Source organism: Onishia taeanensis, assembly GCF_900100755.1.
Lineage (GTDB): Bacteria > Pseudomonadota > Gammaproteobacteria > Pseudomonadales > Halomonadaceae > Onishia > Onishia taeanensis.
The window spans coordinates 76,152-89,781 of sequence record NZ_FNCI01000007.1; the positions used below are offsets into that span (position 1 = coordinate 76,152).

10 protein-coding genes are annotated in these 13,630 nt (G+C 63.7%); 6 read left to right on the plus strand and 4 right to left on the minus strand.

Features of this window, described 5'->3' with window-relative positions:
- Positions 1–121 precede the first annotated feature (121 nt).
- The 3 genes from BLR71_RS10635 to BLR71_RS10645 all read left to right on the plus strand — a co-directional run bounded on the left by BLR71_RS10635 (position 122) and on the right by BLR71_RS10645 (position 5,452).
- Positions 122–3,025 (plus strand): ribonucleoside-diphosphate reductase subunit alpha, encoded by a 2,904-nt coding sequence (locus BLR71_RS10635; protein WP_092525880.1) that lies wholly within the window; start codon positions 122–124, stop codon positions 3,023–3,025.
- Positions 3,026–3,151: 126 nt separating this feature from the next.
- Positions 3,152–4,390, plus strand: coding sequence for a ribonucleotide-diphosphate reductase subunit beta (locus BLR71_RS10640; RefSeq protein ID WP_092525881.1), 1,239 nt, complete (start codon positions 3,152–3,154; stop codon positions 4,388–4,390).
- A gap of 288 nt (positions 4,391–4,678) precedes the next feature.
- Positions 4,679–5,452, plus strand: a complete 774-nt coding sequence (locus BLR71_RS10645; protein WP_340147970.1) for a glutaredoxin — start codon at positions 4,679–4,681, stop codon at positions 5,450–5,452.
- 344 nt (positions 5,453–5,796) lie between these two features.
- Here BLR71_RS10645 and BLR71_RS10650 read toward each other — a convergent pair whose 3' ends face one another.
- Positions 5,797–6,390, minus strand: coding sequence for a bactofilin family protein (locus tag BLR71_RS10650; RefSeq protein WP_092525883.1), 594 nt, complete (start codon positions 6,388–6,390; stop codon positions 5,797–5,799).
- 294 nt (positions 6,391–6,684) lie between these two features.
- On the opposite strand from BLR71_RS10650, the gene BLR71_RS10655 reads away from it, so the two are divergent.
- Positions 6,685–7,275, plus strand: a complete 591-nt coding sequence (locus BLR71_RS10655) for a bactofilin family protein (RefSeq protein ID WP_092525884.1) — start codon at positions 6,685–6,687, stop codon at positions 7,273–7,275.
- Between the two features lie 86 nt (positions 7,276–7,361).
- Here BLR71_RS10655 and BLR71_RS10660 read toward each other — a convergent pair whose 3' ends face one another.
- Entirely contained in the window at positions 7,362–7,907 is a 546-nt protein-coding gene (locus BLR71_RS10660) for a cytochrome b/b6 domain-containing protein (protein ID WP_092525885.1), read from the minus strand.
- 3 nt (positions 7,908–7,910) lie between these two features.
- A complete protein-coding gene (locus BLR71_RS10665) occupies positions 7,911–8,180 on the minus strand; it encodes a PepSY domain-containing protein (protein WP_092525886.1) in 270 nt (89 codons plus the stop codon).
- A gap of 251 nt (positions 8,181–8,431) precedes the next feature.
- Here BLR71_RS10665 and BLR71_RS10670 point away from each other — a divergent pair, with 251 nt between their 5' ends.
- Positions 8,432–10,252 (plus strand): monovalent cation:proton antiporter-2 (CPA2) family protein, encoded by a 1,821-nt coding sequence (locus tag BLR71_RS10670; protein ID WP_092525887.1) that lies wholly within the window; start codon positions 8,432–8,434, stop codon positions 10,250–10,252.
- A 4-nt stretch (positions 10,253–10,256) separates the two neighbouring features.
- Complete coding sequence (locus tag BLR71_RS10675; protein ID WP_092525888.1) at positions 10,257–11,189, plus strand: DUF808 domain-containing protein; 933 nt, start codon at positions 10,257–10,259, stop codon at positions 11,187–11,189.
- 86 nt (positions 11,190–11,275) lie between these two features.
- Here the strand turns inward: BLR71_RS10675 and BLR71_RS10680 are convergent, their stop codons facing one another.
- A complete protein-coding gene (locus BLR71_RS10680; protein ID WP_092525967.1) occupies positions 11,276–13,621 on the minus strand; it encodes an ATP-dependent DNA helicase in 2,346 nt (781 codons plus the stop codon).
- Positions 13,622–13,630 lie beyond the last annotated feature (9 nt).

Sequence of the window (13,630 nt, forward strand, 5' to 3'; positions counted from 1 at the left end):
ACCACGCTGTCCAAGCAGCCTGGCCCCCGGTTTCGCCCTGATGTGATCGTTGTCCAGACCCTTCGTTCAACGTCTTGGGCTCCTCTTCATCCATCAATTACCGCTAGGAAGACACGGCGCCATGGATACTACGCTCTCCCCCGGCAACTCGTCCGTTAACGTGACCGCCCCACAGCAACTGCGGGTGATCAAGCGCAACGGCGATGTTGCACCCTTCGATGCCAGCAAGATCGCCGTCGCCATGTCCAAGGCGTTCATCGCCGTGGAAGGCGACAACGCCGAGGCCTCCTCGCGCATCCGCGACTTCGTCACTCAGGCCTCCGACGCCATCTGCGAGGCCTTCCTGCGTCGCATGCCCGATGGCGGCACCCTGCACATCGAAGATATCCAGGACCAGGTCGAACTGGCGCTGATGCGCGCCGGCGAGCAAAAGGTCGCCCGCGCCTACGTGCTCTATCGTGAGGAGCATGCCCGGGCCCGCGCCGCTGCCGGCGATGATATCCAGAAGCCCCACCCCAGCCTCAACGTCACCCTGGCCGATGGCAGCCTGCGTCCGCTGGACCTGGGCCGCATCGAGACCCTGGTCTATGAGGCCTGCTCGGATCTGCCCAATACCGAACCGCAGAAAATCGTCGACGACTCGGTGCGTAACCTCTATGACGGCGTGAGCGCCGACGGTGTTTCCCAGGCGCTGACCATGACCGCGCGGACGCTGGTCGAGAAAGACCCGAGCTACACCTACGTCACCGCTCGCCTGTTGCAGGACAACATCCGCCGCGAAGCGCTGTCCTTCCTGGGCGTGGCCGAAGAAGCCACCTTCAGCGACATGGCCGAGCTCTACGCGCCAGCCTTCAAGGCCTATATCGAGAAAGGCATCGAATTCGAGCAGCTCGATGCGCAACTGGCCGATTTCGACCTGGAGCGCCTGGCCGAGGCTCTCGACCACACCCGCGACAATGCCTTTACCTATCTGGGCCTGCAGACCCTCTACGACCGCTACTTCATTCACCGCGACGAGGTGCGCTACGAGCTGCCCCAGGTGATGTTCATGCGCGTCGCCATGGGCCTATCGCTCAACGAGGACGACCGCGAAGCGCGCGCCATCGAATTCTACGAGCTGCTGTCCAGCTTCGACTACATGGCGTCCACGCCGACCCTGTTCAATTCCGGCACCCAGCGTAGCCAGCTCTCCAGCTGCTACCTGACCACCGTGCCCGACAACCTGGACGGCATCTACAGCGCGATCCGCGACAACGCCATGCTCTCCAAGTGGGCCGGCGGTCTCGGCAACGACTGGACGCCGGTGCGCGCCCTGGGCTCCTACATCAAGGGCACCAACGGCAAGTCCCAGGGCGTCGTGCCCTTCCTGAAAGTGGTCAACGACACCGCCGTGGCCGTCAATCAGGGCGGCAAGCGCAAGGGCGCGGTCTGTGCCTATCTCGAGTCCTGGCACCTGGACGTCGAGGAATTCCTCGAACTGCGCAAGAACACCGGTGACGACCGTCGCCGTACCCACGACATGAACACCGCCAACTGGGTGCCGGACCTGTTCATGAAGCGGGTCTTCGACGACCAGGAATGGACCCTGTTCTCGCCGGCCACCTGCCCGGACCTGCACGACCTGTACGGCGCGGCCTTCGAGAAGCGCTATCAGGAATACGAAGAGATGACCCGCAACGGTCAGCTCAAGCTCTTCAAGCGGGTCAAGGCCAAGGACCTGTGGCGCAAGATGCTCTCGATGCTGTTCGAGACAGGCCACCCGTGGATCACCTTCAAGGATCCCTGCAACCTGCGCAGCCCGCAGCAGCATGCCGGCGTGGTTCACAGCTCCAACCTGTGCACCGAGATCACCCTGAACACCTCGGTCGACGAGATCGCGGTATGTAACCTGGGCTCGGTCAACCTCGCGCAGCACATGACCGACGGCGAGCTCGACAACGAGAAGCTGAAGAAGACCGTGCGCACCGCCGTGCGGATGCTCGATAACGTCATCGACATCAACTACTACGCGGTGCCGCAGGCCAAGAACTCGAACTTCAAGCATCGCCCGGTGGGCCTTGGCATCATGGGCTTCCAGGACGCGCTGTACGCCCACGGCATCGCCTATGCCAGCGACGCAGCCGTCGAGTTCGCCGACCGTTCCATGGAACTGGTCAGCTACCACGCCATCGAAGCCTCCTCTGATCTCGCCGCCGAGCGTGGCCAGTACCAGAGCTATGAAGGTTCGCTGTGGAGCCAGGGCATTCTGCCGATCGATTCCATCGAGAAGCTCAAGTCCGAGCGCGGCGAGAAGTACATCGAGGTCGATACTTCCACCACCCAGGACTGGGACCGCATCCGCGAGAAGCTGGCCGAACAGGGCATGCGTAACTCCAACGTCATGGCCATCGCCCCGACCGCGACCATCTCCAACATCTGCGGCGTGTCGCAGTCGATCGAGCCGACGTATCAGAACCTGTTCGTCAAATCGAACCTGTCCGGCGAGTTCACGGTGGTCAACTCCTACATGGTCAACGACCTCAAGGAGCGCGGCCTGTGGGACGAGGTGATGATCAACGACCTCAAGTACTACGACGGCAGCGTGCAGCCGATCGATCGCGTACCGGACGATCTCAAGGCCAAGTACGCCACCGCCTTCGAGGTCGAGCCCAAGTGGCTGGTAGAGGCCGCCTCACGCCGCCAGAAGTGGATCGACCAGGCTCAGTCGCTGAACCTCTACATCCAGGGCGTGTCCGGCAAGAAGCTCGACGTGACCTATCGCATGGCCTGGTTCCGCGGTCTTAAGACCACCTACTACCTGCGTGCGCTGGGTGCCACCTCGGTCGAGAAATCCACCGTCGATCGCGGCAACCTCAACGCCGTCGGCAACGGCAGCGAGCCGGCACCCAAGCCGGAGGCAGCCCCGGCGCCAACGCCCAGCGAGCCCCGCGGTATCGAGGACTTCCTGAGCGGCAAGAGCGGCAGCGGTTCGCGCGCGCCCTCGGCCGGCGAGATCGATGAGCTGGGCTGCGAGGCCTGCCAGTAACGACCAAGAAGAAGAGGGAAGGCGGCGCAGTGCGCCGGTGAAGCAGGAAGGCGAATGACCGCCTCCTCTCGCCCGAAGGGCGCTTCCCTCTTATCTCTTCCACCTCCGAGGAATGAGGAAGACGACATGCTGAACTGGGACGAATTTCACGAAGACGAGGCTGCGGTCGCCGACAAACCGGCCGAGGCCAAACCTGCGCCGGCCGCCGCGCCCGCTCCTGAGCCTGAGGCCGTTGCGGAAAGCGCCGGCGCCTACAAGGTCGCCGATCAGGACCGCCAGGCCCGCGCCAAGCAGTCTCTCGAAGAGCTCGATGTGGCCGCCGGCCTCGAGGAACTCGAGATGGGCGCCAAGCGCATCGAGGTCGATCAGAAGCGCATGATCAACGCCCGCGCCGACCTCAACCAGCTGGTGCCCTTCAAGTACGAGTGGGCCTGGCAGAAGTACCTGGACGGCACCGCCAACCACTGGATGCCCCAGGAAGTGAACATGAACGCCGACATCGCGCTGTGGAAGAGCGCGGACGGCCTCACCGCCGATGAGCGTCGCATCGTCGAGCGTTCACTGGGCTACTTCTCCACCGCCGACTCCCTGGTCGCCAACAACCTGGTGCTGGCCGTCTATCGCCTGATCACCAACCCCGAATGCCGCCAGTACCTGCTGCGCCAGGCCTTCGAGGAAGCGATCCACACCCACGCCTATCAGTATTGCGTGGAATCGCTGGGCATGGACGAAGGCGAAGTCTTCAACATGTACCGCGAGGTGCCGTCTGTCGCCGCCAAGTCAGCCTGGAGCCTCAAGCACACCCAGTCGCTGTCGCGCCCGAACTTCCAGACCGGTACTCCCGAGACCGACCAAGAGCTGCTGCGCAACCTGATCGCCTTCTACTGCGTGACCGAAGGCATCTTCTTCTACTGCGGCTTCAGCCAGATCCTGTCCATGGGCCGTCGCAACAAGATGACCGGCGTCGCCGAGCAGTTCCAGTACATCCTGCGCGACGAGTCCATGCACCTGAACTTCGGCGTCGATATGATCAACCAGATCAAGATCGAGAATCCGCACCTGTGGACGCCGGAATTCCAGGACGAGGTCACCCAGATGATCCTCGAGGGCACCGAGCTCGAGATCGCCTACGCGCGTGACACCATGCCGCGCGGCGTGCTGGGCATGAACGCGGCGATCATGGAGGAATACCTGCACTTCATCTGCAACCGTCGTCTGGCACAGATCGGCTTGAAGGAGCAGTTCCCGGGCGCCAAGAACCCCTTCCCGTGGATGAGCGAGATCATCGACCTGCGCAAGGAGAAGAACTTCTTCGAGACCCGCGTGACCGAGTATCAGGTCGGCGGCGCGCTGAGCTGGGACTAAGTTCGCCAGACGCATGGCGTAACGACCGCTTCACGAAACACCCGCCTCCCGGCGGGTGTTTTTTGTCGGCCATGTCCGCCGCCCGTTAGAGGCCTGGGTCATGTTATCAATCGCCATGGTGATGACGGCTGAACCTAACCTACCGAGATCTGAACGATCCCAGGCGCTCCAGTTTGCCGGCAAGGGTTGCTTGACCCTTGGGTGGCACAAAGGTTCTAGGATGAAGGCATCAGGCTGAAGACAAACGAATTCGGCCTCCCTCTAGCTAACACGAGGAGTGTGATGCCTATGAGTAGCAGCCCTTCGACCTCGCCTTCACAGCAAAAGACGGCACGCGTGTACCGCATGAAAACGGCCGAGCACCTTTGTCCCTTTGGCCTGAAGACCGTGGACCTTCTCAAGCGCAAAGGCTATCGGGTCGATGATCGCACGCTCGAATCGCGCGAGGCGATCGAGGACTTCAAGCAGGAAGCCGAGGTAGACACCACCCCGCAGGTCTATATCGGTGAAGACCGCGTGGGTGGCTATGAAGAGGTTCGCGAGTATCTGGGCTTGAGTGTGCCCGGCGAGAAGGAAACCACCTATCAGCCGGTCATCGCCATCTTTGCAACGTCACTGCTGATCGGGCTGGCAGTGAGCTGGGCGGCGAGCAATACCCTCATTTCAGTACGCATGCCGGAGTATGCGATTGCCACGGCCATGACGCTGCTGGGACTTCAGAAGCTGCAGGACATCGAAAGCTTCAGCACCATGTTCCTGAACTATGATCTGCTTGCCCAGCGCCATGTGCCCTATGGCTATCTTTACCCGTTCGCCGAAACCCTGGCCGGTATCCTGATGTTGGCGGGCGCCTTGATCTGGCTCGCCGCGCCCTTGGCACTGTTCATAGGCACGGTTGGCGCCATATCGGTTTTCAAAGCCGTTTATATCGACAAGCGCGAGCTGAAGTGTGCCTGCGTGGGAGGCAACAGCAAGGTGCCGCTGGGTTTCGTCTCATTGACCGAGAACCTGATCATGCTGGCCATGGGCATCTGGATGCCGTTGAAGCTGCTTATTTTCTAATGACCGACCAGCGTCTGATGTCCATGGGAAAGGCGTGCTCCCTGGCCCTCGGCGAGGCGATCGCTGCAAAAAATACCCAACTGCTATAAAGGGCCATGCGGCGATTTTTGTCGGCCTAGTGCCACATGCGAATGACGCCAGCTTGACCGGTATCAAACCAGGCCCTGGCGTCAGGCTTTACCCTGTGAAGCATGCACAGGAGGAGTCGCCATGAGTACCGGCAAGAGCATCATCAAGCGCGTCTATGTCCCAACCTACGTCAAGCGCCTGCCCAATGGCGAGCGGGTCACGGTGCCGGGGCACTACCGCTCCCCTTCGACACGCTAAGCCTCACCGCTCAATAGTCAGCTCCCGGAGATATTGAAACGCCCGGACAGCTCGGCACCGACCTCACATTGCAGGCGTTCGGCGCTAAGGTCGCCCTGGAAGGAAGCGTCGGGCTCGAAAATCGCGCAGCCCGCAATCGATGCATCACCAAATATGCTGCCGGAAAGGATCAGCTCCTGGGCTTCGACCCGGGGCGATACCCGCGCGCCGGCCAGGATGCCAACGCGCTGATTGGGTGCCGAGAGGGTGCCATCGAGCTTGCCCAGGATGCTCACGGGCTCATCCGCCTCGATCTTGCCGACGACATGCAGGCTGGGCCCGATCAGGCTGAAGGATTGATCAGGGTCGTACTCGGTCGTCTCAGCGCTGGGGGCCGATTGCGGCTGCGGGGAGGAAGGGCCTTCCAGCGACGCTAGAGCCGGCTCCTTGTCATCATTCTCAGCCTGGTCGGCCGAGCGTCGATCGCTCTCCCGATACGCCTCTTGTTGGTGAGGTACCCGAGACGCGGCCTTTTGACGCGCCTTGTGGGCCGCGGCACGCCGACTGCCATCCAGCACCAGTAGGCCGATACCGATCAAGCCCCCCAGAAGAAGCCACCCTGCAGTACTCATGGACCACCTATCGTGTTTAATACGTTGTATCGATCATGCTTGGTCTGTCATGCCTAAACATGGCTTGCTGATGCGGGGTCGCTCGTGGGCAAACCGCCCCCGGCACGTCGACATCGACATCGACATCGACTGTTCAAGTTATCGGCAATTCTGCGTCGATCTAAAGTGGGCCGCGGGCATCAGGGCGCGACAGGCCATCAAGAACTTATCGGTCTGGCCGATGAATACCGAAGGTACCATGCGCTGACGGGCAGTGCTGATCACCCTCTTTCTTATCCATAGCGAGCAGGTCTCATGTTCCAGAAACCCAAGGACGAAGCGCGACGCGATAGCGCTCAGTTGCCGACCAGCCAACAGCCGCGCCTTACCCCGGGGGCTCGACCCTCAGGAGCCGGACCGTCTCAGATCGGCGCGGCAACGGTCATCCAGGGGGATATTTCCGGCGACGAGAATCTTCACATTGAAGGGCGGGTCAACGGCCACGTGACCTTCCGCCACAACCTGGTCACGGTGGGGACTGGCGGCAGCGTGAACGGAGAGTTGGTCGCTGCCGAGCTCAAGGTGGAAGGACGCGTGGAAGGCAAGCTCATTGCCGCACGCAAGATCACGCTGAAAGCGGGTGCCGTGGTTAACGGTGACCTTCACGCCCCCAGCCTTTCGCTGGAGGACGGCGCCATCTTCCATGGCAATATCGACATGGCCCCCCAGCAGCGCGAGCTGGTGGAAAACTTCGCTGAACAAGATACCAGCGCCTATGCAGGGGAAGGTACTGGCTCACGCGCCGCCGAAGCGCCTTACGACCAGGACGCCTCTCGAGAGAATGACGCTTTTCTAGATGACGAGGCCTCGTCGGATGACGAAAGCTCGTTATCAAAGACGCACTAGGCAATATCTGAAAGTCAGAGGCAAAAAAGCAGGCACGAAAAAAGGCAGGCCAGCGGCCTGCCTGTCGGACGTCTCGGTGACGGCTGTCAGGCCTTGTCGTCGCCGCTGGCAGCACGCTTCCTGCCGGTGATCATGGCGCGCACCAGGTTCTCCCTGGTCAGCCAGCTGGAGGCGATCACTCCTACCAGATGCAGCCCCACCAGGACCAGCACCAGGTCGCCGGCCAGCTCGTGAACCTCCTGTACCCAGTCCACGCCCCAGAAGCGGTCGGTGGTCGATAGCCAGCCGGAGCATGCGAGTACCGCAAGCGACAACAGCAAGGCGATGATCATCGCCGCACCGGCCGGATTATGGCCCAGGTGGCGTTTTTCCTTGCCGGACAGCATGTCGCGCAGATGCGCGACCGCCGCGGCCGGGGAGCGCACGAAGCTCGTGAAGCGCGCCGATGGCGGGCCGACGATGCCCCACAGGCAGCGCCAGGCCAACAGGCCCGCTACGGTATAGCCCGCCCAATGATGCAGGCTGCTCCACTCATCGGCGCTGAACCAGGCCGTGGCAAAGGCCGCCACCAGCCCCCAGTGGAACAGCCGTAACCAGAGGTCCCAGACCTTTACTGATGACGGCGCGGCCATGACTCAGTCCTCGAAGACGGGTTCGAGCGTTTTGGGATCGAAATACACTTCCCGCCGCTTGCCGTCGGCGTCGATGGCATAGGCCTCGTAGCAGCCGCTATCGACCTTGATGTTCTTGATCGTCCAGCCCTGGTCGGTGAGTTGCTGCTCCAGCGCCTGCTGGGGCTGCCACTGATCCTCGGGCACATTGCAGCGGTCGCTGGCCTGGGCGCTAGCGGCACCGGCCATGGCGGTCGCTGCCAGCAACAGGGGCACGAATTTGAGATGAGTCATCGCCTATCCTCCTCGTACGGTCTCGGAATGAGTGCCACTCGGGTGGCATCGCCCACTCTGTGCTCCGTGACTTAAGGCAACCTTAGCGACGAGGGGATGCTCGGCAAGCAGCCCTCGATCACGAAAACCGCCTCGCCTCCCCATTGGCATCTGGTGCAAGACGCGCCAGCCACTGTTGCCGGGTCGTGTAGAATCGACATCCAAAGGCGTCTAGAACCAGCCTTCACACATAGGACAGGGAGACGACGACGGTGGCCATTACGCTATTGATCAACGTGCTGATCTTTCTCGCCGCGGCGGTACTCATCGTGCCGCTGTTCAAGCGTATTGGGCTTGGCGAAGTGCTCGGCTATCTGGCCGCCGGGGTCGTGATCGGCCCTTCGGCGTTGGCGCTGGTGCCGGACGCCGATGCCGTGTTGCAGTTTTCCCAGGTAGGTATCGTCTTCCTGCTGTTCGTGATTGGCCTGGAACTCAAGCCTTCCCGGCTCAAGCTGATGCATCGGGCCATTTTTCGCTTCGGTAGCCTGCAGGTAGCCATCACCACGCTGGGACTGTCGGCGGCGGCCTGGGGGCTCGGCCTACCCCCGGTGTCGGCCCTGGTCGTGGGCTTCAGCCTGGGGCTGTGCTCGACGCCGCTGGTGCTGCAACTGCTGGGGGAGCGTCATGAGTTGCAGACTCGCCACGGGCGCAACGCTTTCTCACTGCTGCTGTTTCAGGATTTGGCGGCCATTCCGGTGCTGGCGGCGATTCCCATCCTGGCCGCCGGCTCGCTGTTGTCCAACGGCGTTACGCCGCTGCTTACCGAAATGGCCATCGCCTTCGGCGCCTTCGCCGGGCTGATCATCGGTGGCCGGCTGCTGCTGCGCCCGCTATTTCGTTTTGCCGCCGGCACCGAGAGCCGCGAGGTCTTCTCGGGCACCGTGCTGCTGGTGGTGATCGGCGCGGCCTTGCTGATGGAGCTGGCCGGCCTGTCGATGGCACTGGGTGCCTTTATCGCCGGGGTCCTGCTGGCCGATTCTGAATTTCGCCACAATATCGAGGCCGATATCGAGCCCTTCCGCGGCCTGCTGCTGGGGCTCTTTTTCATGGCCGTGGGCATGACCGCCCAGATCGGCCTGCTCGCCGACATGCCGCTGATCATCATTGGCCTGACCGCAGCCCTGCTGCTGACCAAGGGGCTCTCGCTACTGGCGGCTTCGAGGCTCTACGGCACCGGCTGGAAAGAGGCCACTACGCTCGCCATACTGCTCTCGCAGGGCGGTGAATTCGCCTTCGTGCTGCTGACGGCCGCCGGCAGTGCTGCGCTGCTGGATCGCGAGCTGGTCAATTTGCTGGTGCTGGTGGTATCGCTGTCGATGGCGACCACGCCGCTGCTGTATCTGCTGCATGTCCGCGGCATTCGCCCGCTCTTCCATGACAAACGCAAGAAGCCCAGCTTCGATCAACCGGTGGATGATTCGCCGCAGATCATCATCGCCGGCTTCGGTCGCTTCGGGCAGATCATGGGGCGCGCCCTTCAAGGGCTGAAGATTCCCTACACGGTTCTCGACATCAACGCCGAGCAGGTCGAGTTCGTGCGCCGCTATGGCAACAAGGTCTATTATGGCGATGCCTCGCGCATCGACCTGCTCGAAGCTGCCGGCGCCGACAAGGCGAGGGTGATGGTAGTTGCGGTAGGCGACACCGAGGCCTCAATGCGCATCGTCAGCCAGGTGCAGCGCGAGTTCCCGAATCTGCGCCTCTACGCCCGGGCCCGCAATCGCTATCACGCCCACCTGCTAATGCGTGCAGGGGTCGAGCACCTGGTGCGCGAACTGCTGCCGGCGAGCCTGGAATTGACCCGGGAAGTGCTGATCGAGCTGGGCGTCAGCCGCGACCAGGCCCAACACACCATCGACACCTTCCGCCCCCACGACGAGCAGGCGCTGCGCCGCCAGCTCGAGGTCTTTGGCAACGAGAAGAAACAGATACAGACCGTGCAGGAAGCCGCCCGGGAACTCGAGGCACTCTACGAGGCCGACGAAGACATCGATACTTCGCTGACGCCGCTCTCACGCCCACCACAAGGATGACCCCATGGCTGGTGCAAGCCTACTGACGCTGATTGACGACATCGCCACCCTGCTCGACGACGTGTCGTTGATGACCAAGGTGGCGGCCAAGAAGACCGCCGGCGTGCTCGGCGACGACCTGGCGCTGAATGCCCAGCAGGTCACCGGCGTCAAGGCCGACCGGGAGCTGCCGGTGGTGTGGGCCGTGGCCAAGGGCTCACTGCGCAACAAGTTGATCCTGGTGCCCGCGGCGCTGGCCATCAGCGCCGTGATTCCCTGGCTGGTGACGCCGCTGCTGATGCTCGGTGGTGCCTTCCTGTGCTTCGAGGGCGCCGAGAAACTGCTCCATGTGCTGAGCCGCGATAAGGACAAGGACGCAGAGGCCCATGCCGAACACGTCAAGGCGCTTAATGACCCCGCGACCGACGTGGTGGCCTTCGAGCGCAACAAGATCAAGGGCGCGGTGCGTACCGACTTCATCCTGTCTGCGGAAATCATCGCCATCACCCTGGGCAGCGTGGCCGGAGCGCCCTTGCTTCAACAGGTGATCGTGGTCTCCGGTATCGCCGTGGTCATCACCGCCGGCGTCTACGGCCTGGTGGCCGGCATCGTCAAGATCGACGATCTGGGGCTCTATTTAAGTCAGCGTGGCGGGCGCCTGATTCAAGCCACCGGGCGGGGCCTGCTCGCCGCCGCGCCGAAACTGATGAAGACGCTGTCGATCGTCGGCACCGCCGCGATGTTTATCGTCGGCGGCGGCATCCTGGTTCACGGCTTGCCGCTGCTGCACCACGGCGTCGAGGCGCTGGCCGAGCACGCCGCCGAACTGCCCACGACCGGCGCGGTGCTGGGTCCGCTCAGCAGCACCCTGCTCAATGCCGGCATCGGCCTGGCCGCTGGCACCGTGCTGGTCGGGATCGGCAAGGCCATCTCCGCCCTGCGCGGCCGCCTTGCCTAAGCGCGGTTCAGGGATAAGCTTTACCGGCAGATGTCACCGCCCCTGCCTCCTGAACAGTGCACAACGGCCAGCCGCCTTGGTGACGGTCAGGGCAGTCGCCACCAGCCCGGCAGCAGCGCCCTGACCTCGGGCCGGGCGAAGCGATCATCCATCAGCACGACCACGCCGCGATCCTCGGGGGTGCGAATCACCCGGCCGGCGGCCTGCACCACCTTGTTGAGCCCCGGATACTGATAGGCGTAGTCGAAACCGCGCCCGAAGCGCGCCTCGAGCCGCTCGCGCAGGGTCTCCTGCCGTGCACCGACCGGGGGCAGCCCCAGGGTGGCAATGAAGGCGCCGATCAGCCGGTCACCGGGCAAATCGATGCCCTCGGCGAAGGCGCCACCCAGCACCGCAAAACCGATACCTTGCCCGCCCGCTACGAAGCGAGCGAGAAAGGCGTCCCGGGCAGTTTCATCCATCCCCCTCTCCTGCCGCCAGACCGGAATCTCGCCGTGGGCCTCGCCGAAGCGTGCCACGACCGCTTCCAGATAGGCGAAGCTGCTGAAGAAGGCCAGGTAGTTACCCGGCGCGCGCTGAAACTGCTCGGCGAGTGTCGCGACGATCGGCTCGATGGAGGCCTGGCGGTGGGCGTAGCGGGTCGAGATATCGCGGCGAATACGCACCTCGAGCTGTTCGCCGGCGAAGGGCGAGGCCACCTCGAGGCAGGGCGTCTGCGCGGGAAGCCCCAAGAGGTCACGAAAGTAGTCGCCCGGCGAGAGAGTCGCCGAGAAAAGCACCGCGCTATGGCTCGCGGCGAAGCGCGGTGCCAGAAAGGGTGCCGGAATCAGGTTGCGCAGCGCCAGCAGGGCGCGCCCACGGCCGCTTCGGGTCAGCTCGAAGAGCGAGTGATCGTCGAAGGCCTCGGCGAGCCGGGTGAAGGCCAAGGCCTCGAAGAGAAATTCCTGCAGGGCCGGGTCCACCTCACCGGGATGCTCGGCCAGGTAGTCGGTGATCGCCGTCGCCGCCTGGCCAAGCGCCCGAAGCATTCCGCCGGGCGGTACGGACAGTACCTGATACTCGACATCCCTTCCTGACTGGCCGCCCGCCTTATTGCCCTGGTTATCGCCCTTCTTATCGCCCTTCTTGTCGCCCTCGTGATCACCTAGCGCCGCCCACTGGCGACCGAGCCGCGCCAACGGCTTGGCGAGGGCCGGCGGCGCCTGGCGGCGTAGGCCCGCCAGGCGCCGCTGGTCGAGCTCGGCGCTGTACATGCCGCGTGCCCTATCGATCAGGTTATGAGCCTCGTCGACCAGCACCCCGACTCGCCAATCATGGGCCTGGGTCAGCGCATGAAGCAGGGCGTGAACGTCGAAGTAGTGATTGACGTCGCCCACCACCACATCACACCAGCGGGCAAGCTCCTGGCCCAGGTAATAGGGGCAGACCTGGTGAGCCAGCGCCACCTCGCGCAGCGCCGCTCGGTCGAGTCGCCCGCGTTCGACGGCGGCATGGCGCGCGGCGGGCAGGCGGTCGTAGAAGCCACTGGCCAGCGGGCACGCATCGCCGTGGCAGGCGGTGCCCGGGTACTCGCAGGCTTTCTCGCGGGCAACCAGCTCCAGCACCCGCAGTGCGGGGGCCTCGCCTTGCGGCTCGAGGGTGTCGCCCAAGCGTGCCAAGGCGTCCAGCGCCAGGCGCCTCCCAGGGGTCTTCATGGTCAAGAAGAAGAGTCGATCCAGCCCCTGGCGGGGCATGGCGGTGAGCATCGGAAACAGCGTGCCCAGGGTCTTGCCGATGCCGGTGGGCGCCTGGAGCAGCAGCCCGCGGGAGGTGCTCGCCGCCTTGTAGACGGCCTCGGCCAGCGGCCGCTGCCCGGTGCGAAAGGCAGCGAAGGGAAAGCCGAGCTGCCTCAATGCGGCGTCTCGCCCCTCACGATGCAACCCTTCCTGCTTGGCCCAGGCCATGTAGCGCGCGCAGTGCTCCTTGAATATCGCCTCCAGCTCTACTGCCGTACGGGTCTCGTCGAGTCGGGTCTCCCGGCCGCTGCCGAGCTCCAGATAGACGAGCGACAGGGTCAGGCGCTCGAGGCCCCTTGCCCTGCACAGCAAGGCGCCGTAGACGAACAGCTGGGCCCAGTGCAGGGCGCGCTGATTATCGGCCATCCGCGCCAGGTCGCCACGGTGCGTCTTGACCTCCTCGACGCGGCCCTGGGTCGAATCAACGCCGTCGGCGCGACCGCTGACGCACAGCACCTGGCCCGTCGCGTCGACATACTCGCCTTCTAGGGCCACCTCGGTTTCAAAGGCCGCGTCCGCCGCTCGGCGCCGCTCGGCGATCAGCTCATGGCCGGCGATGCCCTCGCTGGCAGTAGGCGACGGGGTGAAGCGATGATCGAGATCGCCGCGGCGGGCGGTGAAGTCGCACAGGGCGCGTACCGCCACCTTGAGCCTCACGGTGCCGGT